Below are 15209 nucleotides of genomic sequence, written 5' to 3' on the forward strand. Positions count from 1 at the left end.
ACCGTGAGGCCAATACCACTCTACCGCCGATCATTGTGCGGTACGGCATCTGGATCAGGACCCGTACTGGCATTTCTTGCAGGGAAAGTTTCAGTGACGAGGCAAGGCCCAATCCCCATTCAATATACCAACGTCGCCAGCCTCCGCATTGGCGCGATGGACTTTGATGCCGGCGACACGGTGCTGAACAGTTTCCGAAGAAGCCTGCAGCGCATCCCGCAAAACAAAATCCTGCTGCATGACGGGGAGTCCGGCTGCAAGGTTTTCATCGTGATCGAAGGCTGGCTTGCGGCGTCGAAATCCTCCCTCCACGGCGAAGTTCAGCTGATCGACTTCATGCTGCCCGGGGACATCGCGGACCCGACATCCGCGGACGGCAAGACGGCGGGCCTGAACATCGAGGCCGTTACCGACGCCCTGGTGTCCGTCATTCCCCTGGCGGCCTGGCACCGGATGCTGGCTGAAGCGCCCCGGCTGGCGCGGGCAAATGAACAGGTCCAGGCCGCTGAGCGCGCCAGGCTGTCCGAACGCATGCTGCGCTTGGGGCGCGGCAGCGCGGAAAGCCGGATCGCCTATGCGCTGATCGAGCTTTGCCTGCGGCTCAAACCGCTCGGGCTGTCGGAAAACTGCGCCTTCCACCTGCCCCTGACCCAAAGGCACATCGGCGATTTCACCGGCCTCACGGCGGTCCATGTCTGCCGGACCCTGCGCCGCTTTGTCAGAAACGGCCTTGTTGAGACTGCGGATCACATGGACGTCCGGATCAAAGACCTCGCTGCCCTGTCGGACATCGCCGGGGTTGAGCCGGAGCGCCTGGCCGCCGAGATCACACCGGTTCCGGACTAGCGGTATTCGGCAATCTCGCCCAAGGCTTCACCCGCAAGCTGTTCCGACGCGTGCACCGCAATGTCGGTAACGGACAACAGGCCCGCCAGCCGCCCTTCATCGTCCAGCACCGGCAGACGGCGGATCTGATGGTCCCCCATAAGGGCCGCCGCCGCTTCGATTGTGTCCTCTGCCCGGCAGCAGATCACCCCAGGGTTCATGACGGCGGCAAGGGCCATACCCTCCAGCGCGCTGTCCTGCCCGGCCAATGCCAGGACCAGATCACGGTCCGTGACAATGCCCACAACCTCGCCGTCCTCAACAACCGGCAGCACGCCGATCCCAAGGCTGCGCATTTGCTTGGCTGCATTGGCCCCGCTGTCTTGAAGCCGGGCAAACCGTGCGGGCACGGACATGATATCTTGTACAAGCATGGGCAAACCCTTTCTCGGCCGCCGCCGGCCTGACCGTGGCGTGCTGTCTGCCAGTAACGCGCGCCAGCGGCATCAGGAGGCCGGTGTTACTACCGGCTTCCTGCTTGCGATCCGGGATCCGGATGCTGCCGTCAAACGAGCCGAAGCGCCGTTTGTTCAGACAGGTGTCATGAGTCGCTCTACTGAACAGACTCGGCCAGTCCGACCGCCCGCGCATTAACCAGCGTTAAAGCGCCGGGAGGCCCGGCGCCGTACGCGGCGGTTCCCCCTTGACCGGAGGCAAACCCTGACAGGCAGGGAATCTGCTATATCTCATAGGCAGATCCTGCGCGCGCAAACCGCCGCAAGCACCGGCATTCAGGGAGGGAAACCGATCCATGAGCTACAAAACAATTCTTGCCTGCCTGACCTCGGAGTTTTCCGCCACGCACCTGCTGCCGGCGGCCTGCGGACTGGCCCGGAAATTCGACGCCCATCTTATAGGCCTCCACACGCTGGAGGCGCTGGTGCCCTATTCCGGGATCGCAATCGCTGCCGGCGACGTCATGCTGGGCGAATTCAGCAGACGGGTGGCCGAAGAAGACCGGAAGATCGAACAGCTGTTCAAGGCGGCGGCGGACCAGGCCGGCTGTGCGGCGGAATGGCGCTCGCGGGCGGCCCGGTCGCCCGAAGCCGCGGACGAGCTGCTGGAATCGGCCACCCGGTCGGACCTGATCTTGGCACTGCTGCCCGACCGCCAGCAGGAGCGGTTTGATCAGACAGGGTTTCAGAAGGAACTGGTGGTGAACAGCGGCCGCCCGGTGCTGCTGCTCCCGGATGACTGGGGCGGCAAACCGGCCGGCACCCGTGTACTGGCAGCCTGGAATGGCAGCAGGGAGTCGGCCCGCGCTCTGCATGACGGGTTGCCCTTCCTGAAACGCGCCGCCTTTGCCGAACTTGTCACCATTCAAGAACCGCATCACCGGTCAGCGGAGTTCGACACCGAAGGCCACGAGATCGCCCGTCTCCTGTCGCGTCACGGCGTGACGGTGGACGTCCGCCAGATCAAGGACGGAGAACACGAAGCCGGCATCCGCATCCTGATGGAGGCCGCAAGCCAGGACTGCGACCTTGTAATCATGGGCGGCTACGGCCATTCGCGGCTGCACCGCCTGATCTTCGGCGATGCCTCCGAACACGTGCTGAAGGAGGCTCGGATACCGGTGCTGATGTCCGGCTGACCGCTTCCAGCGCCGTCACAGCTCCAACCGCCCCGCGGTGCCGGATCCGGCTCAGACCGGATCGGACTGCGCGGGCTTGGTGGCCTTCTTGGTCATCTTGACTGCTTCGCCGATGGTCTCTTCCACCGCATCCGCTTCGGTATCGCTCATGTAGCGGGCGCAGCGGGACATCATACCAAGCCACTCCTGGCCGTCCTCGGCAATGCGTTCTGCCGAGTGGCGCTGCCATTCCGCAAAGGCTTCAGCCACCGAAACCGGCGCGCCGGGGCCGTCTGAGGCAATGGTCCGGGCCGCGTCCAGGGCAGTCCGCGCCGCCTCGTGCCGGCGCTCGAACCAATGGCGCGCGAACACTTCCGCTTCATCCAGGAGCTTCTCCTGAACGTTCCAGAATTGCTCTACCTGCGGCTTGTACATCGGGTTGAACTGCATCGCGCTTTGCCACGGCTTCAGCGCTTCCGCGAAAATCCCGGCACTTTGGTATGTCGATTTTTCTGGCATCTGTGCATCTCCTCGCAGCGGATTTCACCTTGTTGACATTGTGCCACCTGTCCGGGGAGGCCGCTTTAATTAAAGTCAAACTCCCGCCCGGAATCACCGAAACAAGCAGGTGCCCGGCGGATAGGCGCTCAGCCGGGACCTGGGCGCTCAAATTTTTTGCACAGCAGCGGACAGGTAGCGAACGGCTGCCCCTGCCGTGGCGATCTGCGGATAATCCGCCTCCGGAATATCGACACCAAGCCGCTGGTGCAGCGCCGCAACAAGATTCAGAACATCCATCGAATCCAGCTCCAGATCATCCTGCAGGTGATCCCCGTCCAACACCCCTGCGGGGTCGATGTCAGGGGCAACCCGTGTCAGCTCTTCCAGAAAAACGGCACGCAATTCGGTCTGGGTCATAACGCCTCCGGTTTGGAAATCAGAGTTTCGAATCCGGCCAGGAACCTGGCCGCCTGCCGCCCGCCAGTGACCCGGTGATCCGCGGCGAGTGTAACAGTGATGACAGTGCGCGGGACGACCTGCCCTCCGGCCACCCAGGGCCGCAGCTGCGGTGCCCCGATCCCAACCAGCGCCACCTGCGGCGGGAAGATCACCCCGGCCATCACCTCGCCGCAGGTCTCACCCAGGCTGGACACGGTAAGGGTGCCGCGGGTCATCTCGGAACTCGTCAGCCGCCCCGCCCGCGCGCGTGAGACGGTATCCCGCATCGCCGCCATGGTCTCAGCCAGCGTCATCGACGGGACATCGGCCAGCGCCGGTGCCACCAGCCCGCCGCCGCGCAGCGCCACCGCAAGACCGGGATTAACCTGCGCGGCGGGCTGGAAGGCCCCATCGGTGTAATGCCCGTTCAGCGTTTCTGCCTTCTGCGCCGCCAGGGCGGCCGCCCGCAGCAGCACCGCGCCCAGCAGGATGCGCTCCTCAGGCGGCGCCTCGGCGTTGCGCACGGCCAGCAGGTCGATGGCACCCTGCACGTCCATGGTCTGCGACAAGTAGAAATGCGGGATCGTCTGCTTGGAGCGTGTCATCGCCGCGGCAATCGCCTTGCGCATCTCATCCAGGGGCGAGGCCGGCTTGCCGGTGCCGTCCCCCGCCTCCACATCCGCCAGCACGATCGCGCCGCCCGGGCCGCTGCCTGTCACGGTGCCCAGATCCAGCCCCAGCTCCGCGGCCCGCACCCGCGCCGCAGGCGACGCCCTGACCGCGCCCGGCGGAGCCGCAGCTGCAGGGACAGTTTGCCGGACAGGCGCGGGTTCGGCCTCCACGACCGGTTCCGGTGCGGGTTGCAACGCCGGCGCCTGTTCCGGCTCCGCCGCCGTTTCCCCCTCGGCCAGGATCACCGCCATCGGCGCCCCCACCGGCAGCACTTGGCCGGGCTGCGCCCTCAGCTCCTGCACCGTGCCCGCCTCGAAACACTCGATCTCAATCGCGCCCTTCTGAGTTTCCACCACCGCCACCACATCGCCGCGGGCCACGGTATCGCCCGGCGCGACCAGCCATTCGGCCAGCGTGCCGCTCTCCATGTCGGAGCCGAGCGAGGGCATTGTGAACAGACCCATCCTACTCTGCCCCCATGACCGCCTGCGCCGCCGCCACGATGGCCGGCACCTGCGGGATCGCCGCGTCTTCCAGATGCTTCGGATAGGGGATCGGCACCTCCGCCGAACAGACCCGACCGACCGGCGCGTCCAGCGTCCAGAACCCCTGCTCCATGATCCGCGCCGAAATCTCGGCCGCCAGCGAGCCGGAGCGCCAGCCCTCGTCGACAATGACAGCGCGCCGGGTCTTGGCCACCGAGGCCAGGATCAAAGCGTCATCCAGCGGCCGCAGGCTGCGCAGGTCGATCACCTCCGCCGAGATGCCCGAGTCCGCCAGTTCCTCCGCCGCCTCCAGCGTCTTGAACAGCGAACCGCCATAGGTGATCAGGCTGACATCGCTCCCCTCGCGGCGGACTGCGGCCTTTGAGATATCCACCGGCCCCGCGGTGCTGCTCAGCGCTTCCTCATGGTTATAGAGCATCACATTTTCAAAGATCAGCACCGGATCCGGATCGCACAGCGCCGTCCACAGCATCCCGCGCGCGTCCTCCACCGTGGCCGGGGCCAGCACCTTCAGCCCCGGGATATGGGCATACCACCCCTCCAGACTGTGCGAGTGCTGCGCGGCCAGCTGCTTGCCCGCGCCGGTGGCCATGCGGATCACCAGCGGCACCCCGAACTGCCCGCCGGACATGTGCCGCACGGTGGCCGCGGTGTTCAGGATCTGATCCAAGGCCAGCAGCGAGAAATTGACCGTCATCAGCTCGACAACCGGGCGCATCCCCGCCATCGCCGCGCCGATCCCGGCGCCGGTGAAACCCGACTCCGACAGCGGCGTGTCCCGGATTCGGGCCTCGCCGAATTCCTCCATCAGCCCCATCGACACCGCATAGCAGCCGCCATAGGCGCCCACATCCTCGCCCATCAGGAAAACCCGCTCGTCGCGCGTCATCGCATCACGCAGCGCCTCGCGCACCGCCTCCCGGTAGCTGACCGCCTTGGTGTCCCCGCCGGGCGCCGCCGGCGCAACCGGGCCGGGCTGCGGCCCCAGAACATGGCGCGTCAGGTCTTCCACCGGCTCCCACGATCCGTCTTCAGCAAACTGCACCGCTTCTGCAATCTCCGCCCTGATCTCCGCCTCGATCGCGGCGATTTCCTCCTCATGGATCAAGCCGGTCTCCAGCAGCCAGCCGCGGAAGCGCACGATCGGGCCGCGCTTGCGCCAGTCCTCGACCTCGGCCTTGTCCCGGTACAGCTGGGCGTCGAACATAGAATGGGCCCGGAACCGGTAGGTGCGGCATTCCAGGAACACCGGCTTGCCGGTCTCGCGGATGTCCGCAAGCGCGCGCCGGGCCGCCGTCTCGACCGCTACCACATCCATCCCGTCCACCACCTCGGCGGCCACACCATAGGCTGCGGCCTTGGCGCTGATATCGGTCTCGGACTCGCTGCGCCCCAGCGCCGTGCCCATGGCATAGCCGTTGTTTTCACAGACAAACAGCACTGGCAGCCCCCACAGGGCCGCCAGGTTCATCGCCTCGTGGAACTCGCCTTCGGCCACCGCCCCCTCGCCAAAGAAACAGGCAGTGACATGCGGATCGCCGCGCGTATGATCGGCCAGCGCCAGCCCCGCCGCCAGGGGCAGCCCGCCGCCGACAATCGCGTTGCCGCCATAGAAATTCGCCCCCGCATCATACAGATGCATCGAGCCGCCGCGCCCGCCGGAGCAGCCCTCGGCCTTGCCGAACATCTCTGCCATCACCTCATCCATCGGAACCCCGCGCACCAGCGCGTGGCCGTGCTCGCGGTAGGTGGCCACAACCCGGTCGCCCTCCGCCAGCAGCGGGATCACGCCCGCGGCAACCGCCTCCTCGCCGTCATAGAGATGCAGAAAGCCGCGGATCTTTTCCTGGGTGTACAGCTCGGCGCAGGCGTCCTCGAACATGCGGACCCGCATCATCGCCGTCAGCAGGTCGCGCACATGGCCGCGGTCAAGGCGGGTTTTTCCCTGGGTGCTCATGTCTCATCGCTCTCCAATGTGGAAATATCGCCCTCCGGCAGCCCCAGCTCGCGCGCCTTCAGCAGCCGCCGCATGATCTTGCCGGAGCGGGTCTTGGGCAGGGTGTTGCGGAACAGCACGCTGCGCGGGGCCACCGCCGCCCCTAGCCGCTTGCGCGCATGGCCCCGCACCTCGCGCTCCAGCTCCTCAGTGGGCTCATAGCCGGGGTTCAGCGTGACATAGGCCTTCACGATCTCGCCCGCCGCAGCATCCGGCACGCCGATCACCGCCGCCTCCGCCACGCCCGGATGCTCGATCAGCGCGCTTTCCACCTCAAACGGGCCGATCAGATGGCCGGAGGTCTTGATCAGATCATCCTTGCGCCCGACGAACCAGTAATACCCGTCCTCATCCCGGGTGGCCAAATCGCCCGACAGGTACCAGCCATCGGCAAAGCATTTCTTGAACCGTTCCTCCTCATGCAGATACCCCCGCATGACCGAGGGCCAGTCCGGCCGCAGCGCCAGCTCGCCGGTCTCCCCTGCCCCGCATTCGGCCAGCCCGCCGCCGTCCTCTCTGAGGATGGCCGCCACGATGCCCGGCAGCGGCTGGCCCATCGAGCCGGGCTTCACCTCCATGCCCGGCAGGTTGGCAATCATGATGCCGCCGGTTTCGGTCTGCCACCAGTTGTCGTGGAAGGGGTGCGGAAACACCTTGCCGCTCCACTCCACCGCCTCCGGGTTCAGCGGCTCGCCGACGCTGGCGAGGAATGTCAGCGACGAGAAATCGAACTTAGCCGCCGCGTCCGCGCCCGCCCGCATCATCAGGCGGATGGCGGTGGGGGCCGAATACCAGATCTCGACCTGCTCGCGCCCTATGATGCTGTACCAGCGTTCCAGGTCGAACTCGGCCTCGTCCACGATCATCGTCACCCGGTTCACCAGCGGCGCGATGATGCCATAGGAGGTGCCGGTGACCCAGCCGGGGTCGGCAGTGCACCAATAGACCGCGCCGGGCTCCAGCCCCAGCGCGATGCGCCCCGAATAGGCGTGATAGACCACCGCGCCATGCACATGCACCACGCCCTTGGGCTTGCCGGTGGTGCCGGAGGTGAAATGCACCAGCGCCGGATCCTCACCGCCGGTGCGCACCGTTTCGAATTTCTCCCCTGCCCGCTCCAGAGCCGGCCCCAGCGCCACGCAGCCCTCGGGCGCGTCGTCATCGGCGACCAGCACCAGCTTCAGGAAGGGCAGCTGATGCCGCAAAGGCGCAATCTTGCGCCGGAACAGCGCTGCCGTTGTGACCAGCACCCGCGCCTCCCCGATCTCAAGCCGGGTGCGGATGGGTTCAGGCCCGAAGGCCGCAAACAGCGGCGTATAGACCATCCCGGCCTTCAGCGTTCCGACGGCACAAGCATACAGCTCCGGCACCCGGCCCATCAGGGAAAACACACTGTCCCCCCGCTTCAGCCCGTGGTCCCGCAACAGATTTGCAAATTTCGAGGACAGCGCGGCCAAGTCAGCATAGCTCAGCTCGCGGCGGCTGCCGTCCTTGCCCAGCCAGCGGATCGCCGTCTGCGCGCCATAGCCCGCAGCCACGTGCCGGTCCACGGCTTCATGCGCAATGTTCAGCCCGCCATTCAGCCCGCTGACCAGTTTCTCGGTCCCGGCCCACCGGCTGCCCTCGCCGCCCGCTGCGGGCACTTGCCCGGCGCGCGGGCCCTTATCCCCTGTCTTGCGGTCATCCTGCATGGCATCCTCCCGGCCCCATGTTCCCCCGGGACCGGGTGCGCCGCTATAACCCGCATCAATCGGGCGGCAGGCGCCGGATTTGCTGAGCCGCAGCTATTCTGGCACTCTGTTTCAAATGTACTGGAATGTGTTGCCGGCGCTTGGCGGCATCGGCCTCTTTCTGATCGGAATGCTGCTGCTGACCGGCGGCCTCAAGACACTTGCCGGGGCCCGCCTGCGCAGCATTCTGGGCCGGTTCACCTCCACCCCCGCCACCGGCGCGGCCACCGGCGCTGTGACCACCGCGGCGATCCAGTCCTCCAGCGCCACCACCGTCGCCGCCGTCGGCTTTGTCGCCTCCGGCCTGCTCACATTTCCGCAGGCGCTCGGGATCATCTTCGGCGCCAACATCGGCACCACGATGACCGGCTGGCTGGTCGCCATCCTGGGCTTCAAGCTCGACCTCGGCCAGGCCATGCTCCCGGTGATCCTGGTGGGCGCCCTGCTGGCGCTGTCCGGCAAGCGCAAAGTCTCCTATCTCGGCCAGGCGCTGGCGGGTTTCAGCCTGATCTTCATCGGCATCGAGCAGATGAAATCCGGGCTTGAGGCCTTCCAAGGCATCGTCACCCCGGCCGATTTTCCCTCTGACAGCTGGGCAGGTCGGCTGAAACTGGTGGCGATAGGCGTCCTGATCACCCTGGTCACCCAGTCGTCGAGCGCGGGCGTCGCCACCGCCCTGGCGGCTCTCAGCGCCGGAGCGGTGAATTTCCCGCAGGCCGCGGCGCTGGTCATCGGGATGGACGTCGGCACCACCTTCACGGCGGTTCTCGCCACCCTGGGCGGCGGCACCATGGCCCGGCGCACCGGTTTTGCCCATGTGGTCTACAACCTGATGACCGGTGCCATGGCGTTCTTCCTGCTCGGGCCGTTTGCCGCCGCGGTATCCTACTGGGCCGGCGCCGGGGACTCCCTGACGGCCCTGGTCGCCTTTCACAGCCTCTTCAACCTCCTTGGCGTGATCCTGATCCTGCCCTTCGCGCGCCCCTTTGCGCGGCTGATCGAGTTTCTGATCCCCGACCGCGGCGCGGCGCTGACGCAATCGCTGGACCACCTGATCCTGAGCGATCCGGCCGCCGCGACCGCCGCCGCAAAAGTGGCCGTGAACCGGGTCACGGCAGCAGCCATTCTTTACCTCAGAACCCTCACCGGCGCTCCCCTCCCGGCCAGCAGCAGTTACGAGTGGGGCCACCTTTCCTCCGCCGTCACCGAAACCAGCACCTACCTCGACAAGATCGAACTCTCCGGCAATGCCAGCGCGGAGTTTGCCGATATCAAGGGGATGTACCACACCCTGGATCACCTGGACCGGCTGCTGTACCGCTGCACGCAAACCGACCGGATCAGCGAATTGCCGAACGACGCGCGGCTGCGGCGTCTCACCGGGCTGCTGGACCTGGCAACCGCCGATGCCGGAGACGCCGGCAGCCCTGACAAATGCGAAAGGCTGCTGGACCGTGTCCGCCGCATCATGCGTGCGCAGCGCAGATCGCAAAGGGACCGGCTGATCTCCGAGGCCGCAGACGGCACCCTGCCGGACGAAACCGCCTGGACCCGGCTGGATGCGGTCCGCTGGCTGCACAGGGTGGCATACCACCTCTGGCGCATACGGGTGCATTTGAACCTGCTGGAAAACAGTGGTCCCGGCCCCCGCCTCAAGGCGGAGGCGGGCGAGGACACAGATACCGGTCTGGACTGAGACCCGCCGCATGGGCGGGCGGGTTAGCACGGCCTGAAGACTGGGACTTGAGGCAGGTTAAAGCCGCAGCCCGGCGGCGTCCCCTATACTCGCCGCAACGGGGACCACGGCAGAGGAGAATGATACCGGTGTTCTTTCGCACGATGCTTTTGATATTTGCAGCCGCTGGCGCCGCCGGCGCGCAGGAACCGGACCCGCAGGACGGGCGGGATCTCTACCGGACCTATTGCTGGCAGTGCCATGGCCGCGAGGCCACGGGGAACGGCCCGATGGCGGAAATGCTGGCGATCGAAACGCCGGACCTCACCCGGCTCACAGCCCGCAACGGCGGCACCTTCCCGCTGGAGGCCGTCGCCCGCCAGGTGGATGGCCGCGCGCCGGTGCTCGCCCACGGCGGCGAGATGCCGCTGTTCGGCCCGGTTCTGGACTCCGACCAGCAGGTCGCGCTGGCCTTGCCCAGCGGCCAGCCGATGATGACCGGCCTGCCGCTGGCAAATGTCATCGCCTACCTGCAGTCAGTCCAGGCCGAATAACCCCTCAGCGGGGCTTCACTGACCCTGCTTCAGCCGGGCCTGCGTTCTGGCAATGGCCTGCGGAAAGCTCTCCTCGATTTCCGCGGCAGAATAGCTTTTGCCGTCAATCCCGGCTCCCGTCACCGCGCCTCGGTGAAAAGCCAGGATCAGCACGGGCCGCTTTTCCGCGCTGTAAACGGCCGCCGCCGCCCTGTTGCGGCTGAACCGAACAACCCGGCACACCGCCGCAAAGGCCAGCGCCCCGGCCCGGACCGGCGGGTCGACCACCCAGCTCACCGGACCGGCCCGAAGGCGTCCCAGCCGAACCGCACCGCCGGCCCGATCAGCGCTGCCGGCACCACGGAAACGTCCAGTTCGGCCCGTCCGGACAGGACCGCCCGGTCAAAGACCGGCTTCAGGCTCACCTGCAGCCGCCGGGCAGGCAGGCTCCCGTACACCAGCGGCGCCAGCATCCCATAAAGCTGCCCAGTCTCCGCCGGATCGCCCGACCCGAATTTCGCGTCCAAGATCAGCGAGCGGACGCGGATGCGGCGCAGCACCGCCGCCGCCAGCCGCAACGCCGCAGGGACAAGCCTGCGGGCATCGAACGGCCGCTTGCGGCCCGGCTTTTTGGCCTCGGCGGGCGGTTTCCGCCTGCCGGAGAGCCCGATCCGCGGGCCGAACCCGCCCAGCGGCCGCAGCGCCGCCGAAAACACCAGCGCCGTGTCCTTGCGCAGCACCAGCTCAATCCTGAGCGGCGACACCAGCACCAGAACGATCCCGAGGAGCAGCGCCGCCAGCAGCACGCCCAACGCTGCGCCCAGCCCCGCCACGGTCAGCCCTGCCCCTTCCCGCCTTTGGCCCCGGCCGTCTGCGCCGCCGTCTCGATGGCCTTTCCGGCGGCATCGCCCAGCACTGCCGCCAGCGTCGTCATCGCGCCTTGCACCGATTCAACCCGCGCACCGCGCTGGTCGATGATGATAGCGCCCAGCGGCTTGATACCGCCGCCCGCCCCGGTGCCCGCGCCTTCGCCGGTCTTGGTGTCCGTACCGCCGCCGGCTCCAAAGCCGAACCCGTAGCTGACAATGGGAATGACCGTCGCCTCGCCCTTCTCGATCGGGTCTCCCAGAACATTCTTGGCATTCAGCAGGCGGTCCAGTTCCTCCACCGTGCCCTTCAGCAGCCGTTCGACATTTTCCATCCCGCTCACCTTTCACCAAAATAACAGTCAACGCGGCGACCCTATCAGCCGGTCAGCCCGCGCGGATTGAGCGGCATCAATCGGCCTTCGGGGATTCATGGCATTATGAGCCAACCCGCACAGGACCGGAGACCGGACATGGCCCAATCCCCCGCGCTCGTGATCAGCTTCGACAAGGTGAAACGCACCGATACCGGCTTGGTCGGCGGTAAGAACGCCTCTCTGGGAGAGATGATCCAAGCGCTTGGCGCCAAGGGCATCCACGTGCCGCCGGGGTTTGCCACCACCGCCGACGCCTACCGCGGTTACCTGGCCGCCAACAAACTGGAAGCCCGGATTTACCAGGAACTGGACGCGCTGGATGCAGGACGGACGACGCTGCAAAAGGCGGGCAAGGCGATCCGTGCCCTGATCCTGGCCGGCGACTGGCCCGCAAAGACCGCGCAGGCGATCCTCGCCCAGTACCGCAGCCTCAGCGCCGCGGCAGGACAGCCGGATGTGCCCGTGGCGGTGCGCTCCAGCGCCACCGCCGAGGACCTGCCGGAGGCCAGTTTCGCGGGCCAGCAGGAGACCTACCTGAACGTCAGCGGCGAGCAGGCGCTGCTGGAGGCTTGCCGCAAATGCTATGCCTCACTGTTCACCGACCGGGCCATCTCCTACCGCCAGATCCACGGCTTCGATCACATGAAGGTTGCACTGTCGGTCGGGGTGCAGCAGATGGTGCGCGCCGACACCGGCGGCGCCGGGGTGATGTTCTCGATCGACACCGAATCCGGCTTTCCCGATGCGGTCCTGATCAACGCCGCCTGGGGGCTGGGCGAAAACGTGGTAAAGGGCGCCGTCGACCCGGACGAATACCAGGTCTTCAAACCGTTTCTGGATACTCCCGGCCTGACGCCGATCCTGGAAAAGCGGCTGGGGGCTAAGGCCATCAAGATGATCCAGGACCGCGACGGCACCCCGCGCAACGTGCCCGCCTCCAAGGCCGAGCGGGCGCAATATGTCCTCAGCGACGAGGATATCCTGCTGCTGGCCCGCCAGGCCAAGGTGATCGAGGATCACTACGGCTGCCCGATGGACATGGAATGGGCCCGCGACGGGGCCGGCGGCCGGATCTACATCGTGCAGGCCCGGCCCGAAACCGTCCAGTCGCGCGCCGCCATCGGCACCCTCCGGTCCTATTCGGTCGTGGATCCGGGGCCGGTTCTGCTGACCGGGCTCAGCGTCGGCAGCGGCGCGGTCGCAGGCCGGGTGTCGATCATCGAAAGCGCGGCTGACATCACCCGGTTCAAGGACGGCTCGGTGCTGGTGACCGGCACCACCGACCCGGACTGGGTGCCGATCATGAAACGCGCCGCCGCCATCGTGACCGACCGCGGCGGCCGCACCTCGCACGCCGCCATCATCAGCCGCGAGCTCGGCCTGCCCGCCATCGTCGGCTGCGGCAACGCTACCGAGGTTCTGCACGATCAGCAGGACGTCACGGTCTCCTGCGCCGGCGGCGAACAGGGCGTCGTGACCGAGGGCCTGTCGAAGATCGCCGTCACCGAGGAGTCGCTGGCGGACCTGCCCCGGCCCAAGACCAAAATCATGCTCAACCTCGCCAACCCCGGCGCCGCGCTGCGCTGGTGGCGGCTGCCGGTGGACGGCGTCGGGCTGGCGCGGATGGAATTCGTGATCAGCAACGCGGTGCGCGTCCATCCGATGGCGCTGGCCCGCTTCGATCAAGTCCAGGACCCCGAAACCCGCTCCGCGATCGAGGCGCTGACCGCAGGCTACGGCCCCAGGACCGAATACTTCACTGACCGCCTCGCCCGCGGCCTGTCGCGGATCGCCGCCTTCTGCCACCCCAAGCCGGTGATCATCCGGATGAGCGATTTCAAGACCAACGAATACGCTGACCTCTTGGGCGGGCAAGCCTTTGAACCCGCCGAGGAAAACCCGATGATCGGCTTCCGCGGCGCCTCCCGCTACTACTCGGACGAATACCGCGACGGCTTTGCGCTGGAGTGCCAGGCGATTGCCCGCCTGCGCGGCCGGATGGGTTTCAAAAACGTGATCGTGATGATCCCCTTCTGCCGCACCCCGGAGGAAGCCGACAAGGTACTGGCGGTGATGGCAGAGCACGGCCTGAAACGCGGCCAGGACGGGCTGGAGGTCTACGTCATGTGCGAAATCCCCTCCAATGTCCTGCGCGCGGCGGAATTTGCCGAACGGTTCGACGGCTTCTCCATCGGCTCCAACGACCTGACCCAGCTGACGCTCGGCATCGACCGCGACTCCGAGGCGCTGGCCGGCCTGTTCCGCGAGGACGACCCTGCGGTGCTGTGGATGATTGAAACGGTGATCCGCGAGGCGCATAAGGCGGGATCCAAGGTCGGCTTCTGCGGCCAGGCGCCCAGCAACAACCCGGATTATGCCCGCCGCCTGGTGGAGTTCGGCATCGACAGCATCTCAGTCACCCCCGACAGCTTCGTGCAGGTCCTGCGCAACGCCGCCAAGGCCGAAGACGCGGGCTAGACCGCCTCAACCCCGCACTGCGGCAGCAGCGCCTCCACCTGGCCGCGTTCAAACAGCGCGGTGCCCTCGGTGCCGACCGTGGCGCTGGCCGCGGCAACACCCCAGCGCAGCGCCTGTTCCAGCGCCTCGCCGCGCGACAGCGCCAGCGTCAGCGCACCGGTAAAGGCATCCCCTGCCCCGATCTTGCTTTGCACCTCCACATAAGGCGCGCGGCAGAAAAACCGCTGGTCCCCGGTGGCCAGAACCGACCCTTCGGCACCGCGCCCGCCCACGACGATCTCCGCCCCCCCGCGTGCAATCAGGTCCTGGGCAAACGCCAGGCTATCCGCAACCGCGGGCAGCGCGTGCCCCGCTGCCTGTTCCGCCTCCCGCTGGTCCAGCCGCAGCACATGCACGGGCTTGCCCGGCGCCGCCAGCAGATGCGCCAGCGCCGCCTTGGAGGTATCGACCACCAGCTTGCCCGTGCGCGGCGCGATCGCCGCCAGCACCTGCTGCGGGAAATCATCGGCCAGCCCCGGCGTCACGCCGCCGCTCAGCACCACATAGCCGTCCCGCGGCGCCGCCTGCGCAATCGCGCTCAGCAGCCGGGCACCATCGTCCGCCGTCATCGTCTCGCCCGGAACGCTGAAGCGGAACTGCTCGCCGGTGGTTTCATCCGTCACGGCAAAGCTTTGCCGGGTTTCGCCAGGCACATGGACCGCGACCGCCAGCACGTCCTCCGCCACCAGCAGCTGCAGCAATTGCTCGCCCATGGCGCCGCCAACCGCCACCAGCGCCGTCACCTCGCCGCCCAGCTTGCGGATTGCCCGGGCCGCATTCACCCCGCCGCCGCCGGGGTCCACCCGCGGCGCTTTGCAATACAGCTTGGGGCCAGCCACCACCCGCTTGATCGACGTTGCCAAGTCGACCGCCGGGTTGAGAGTGATTGTCAAAATCCGGGACATCCGCTTCCTTTCCCTGGCAACACACCGGGCCGCAT

General features: G+C 67.1%; 15 protein-coding genes. 5 read left to right on the forward strand and 10 right to left on the reverse strand.

Going from position 1 to position 15209, the window contains the following annotated elements:
- Positions 1-156 precede the first annotated feature (156 nt).
- Positions 157-846 carry a Crp/Fnr family transcriptional regulator gene (locus tag AC5STI_RS19375; RefSeq protein WP_495447905.1) on the forward strand — a complete coding sequence of 230 codons (690 nt, stop codon included), beginning with the start codon at positions 157-159 and terminating at the stop codon, positions 844-846.
- On the opposite strand, the gene AC5STI_RS19380 is transcribed toward AC5STI_RS19375, so the two are convergent.
- The gene (locus AC5STI_RS19380; RefSeq protein WP_490398921.1) at positions 843-1259 is read right to left on the reverse strand and encodes a CBS domain-containing protein; all 417 of its coding nucleotides are present in this window, start codon (positions 1257-1259) and stop codon (positions 843-845) included. The genes AC5STI_RS19375 and AC5STI_RS19380 overlap by 4 nt on opposite strands.
- Positions 1260-1636: 377 nt before the next feature.
- Here AC5STI_RS19380 and AC5STI_RS19385 point away from each other — a divergent pair, with 377 nt between their 5' ends.
- Positions 1637-2479 carry a universal stress protein gene (locus AC5STI_RS19385; protein ID WP_495447906.1) on the forward strand — a complete coding sequence of 281 codons (843 nt, stop codon included), beginning with the start codon at positions 1637-1639 and terminating at the stop codon, positions 2477-2479.
- A 51-nt stretch (positions 2480-2530) separates the two neighbouring features.
- Here AC5STI_RS19385 and AC5STI_RS19390 read toward each other — a convergent pair whose 3' ends face one another.
- From AC5STI_RS19390 to acsA, 5 genes are all read right to left on the reverse strand, one after another.
- On the reverse strand, positions 2531-2977 hold the full coding sequence (locus tag AC5STI_RS19390) for a hypothetical protein (protein ID WP_475046339.1): 447 nt from the start codon (positions 2975-2977) through the stop codon (positions 2531-2533).
- Between the two features lie 147 nt (positions 2978-3124).
- Positions 3125-3376 carry an acyl carrier protein gene (locus AC5STI_RS19395; RefSeq protein WP_495447907.1) on the reverse strand — a complete coding sequence of 84 codons (252 nt, stop codon included), beginning with the start codon at positions 3374-3376 and terminating at the stop codon, positions 3125-3127.
- A complete protein-coding gene (locus AC5STI_RS19400) occupies positions 3373-4533 on the reverse strand; it encodes a dihydrolipoamide acetyltransferase family protein (RefSeq protein ID WP_495447908.1) in 1161 nt (386 codons plus the stop codon). Before AC5STI_RS19400 ends, AC5STI_RS19395 begins: the two co-directional genes overlap by 4 nt.
- A 1-nt stretch (position 4534) precedes the next feature.
- Positions 4535-6532: a pyruvate dehydrogenase (acetyl-transferring) E1 component subunit alpha gene (gene pdhA / locus AC5STI_RS19405; protein WP_495447909.1), complete on the reverse strand. Its 1998-nt coding sequence runs from the start codon at positions 6530-6532 to the stop codon at positions 4535-4537.
- Positions 6529-8262, reverse strand: a complete 1734-nt coding sequence (gene acsA, locus AC5STI_RS19410; RefSeq protein WP_495447910.1) for an acetate--CoA ligase — start codon at positions 8260-8262, stop codon at positions 6529-6531. The genes pdhA and acsA overlap by 4 nt, the downstream gene beginning before the upstream one ends.
- Positions 8263-8377: 115 nt before the next feature.
- On the opposite strand from acsA, the gene AC5STI_RS19415 reads away from it, so the two are divergent.
- The gene (locus tag AC5STI_RS19415; RefSeq protein ID WP_495447911.1) at positions 8378-9997 is read left to right on the forward strand and encodes a Na/Pi cotransporter family protein; all 1620 of its coding nucleotides are present in this window, start codon (positions 8378-8380) and stop codon (positions 9995-9997) included.
- Between the two features lie 143 nt (positions 9998-10140).
- Entirely contained in the window at positions 10141-10530 is a 390-nt protein-coding gene (locus AC5STI_RS19420; RefSeq protein WP_495447912.1) for a c-type cytochrome, read from the forward strand.
- Positions 10531-10545: 15 nt separating this feature from the next.
- On the opposite strand, the gene AC5STI_RS19425 is transcribed toward AC5STI_RS19420, so the two are convergent.
- Genes AC5STI_RS19425 through AC5STI_RS19435 form a run of 3 tightly spaced genes read right to left on the reverse strand, consistent with a single transcriptional unit; the run spans position 10546 to position 11710 of the window.
- Positions 10546-10806 carry a hypothetical protein gene (locus AC5STI_RS19425; protein WP_495447913.1) on the reverse strand — a complete coding sequence of 87 codons (261 nt, stop codon included), beginning with the start codon at positions 10804-10806 and terminating at the stop codon, positions 10546-10548.
- Positions 10803-11342 carry a DUF2953 domain-containing protein gene (locus AC5STI_RS19430; protein WP_495447914.1) on the reverse strand — a complete coding sequence of 180 codons (540 nt, stop codon included), beginning with the start codon at positions 11340-11342 and terminating at the stop codon, positions 10803-10805. The genes AC5STI_RS19425 and AC5STI_RS19430 overlap by 4 nt, the downstream gene beginning before the upstream one ends.
- A gap of 2 nt (positions 11343-11344) precedes the next feature.
- On the reverse strand, positions 11345-11710 hold the full coding sequence (locus AC5STI_RS19435; RefSeq protein WP_259969855.1) for a GerW family sporulation protein: 366 nt from the start codon (positions 11708-11710) through the stop codon (positions 11345-11347).
- Positions 11711-11848: 138 nt separating this feature from the next.
- Here AC5STI_RS19435 and ppsA point away from each other — a divergent pair, with 138 nt between their 5' ends.
- A complete protein-coding gene (gene ppsA, locus AC5STI_RS19440) occupies positions 11849-14230 on the forward strand; it encodes a phosphoenolpyruvate synthase (protein ID WP_495447915.1) in 2382 nt (793 codons plus the stop codon).
- Here the strand turns inward: ppsA and AC5STI_RS19445 are convergent.
- The gene (locus tag AC5STI_RS19445; protein WP_495447916.1) at positions 14227-15174 is read right to left on the reverse strand and encodes a 1-phosphofructokinase family hexose kinase; all 948 of its coding nucleotides are present in this window, start codon (positions 15172-15174) and stop codon (positions 14227-14229) included. The genes ppsA and AC5STI_RS19445 overlap by 4 nt on opposite strands.
- Positions 15175-15209: the final 35 nt, after the last annotated feature.

The organism is Leisingera sp. CC-HEC096 (assembly GCF_059429235.1).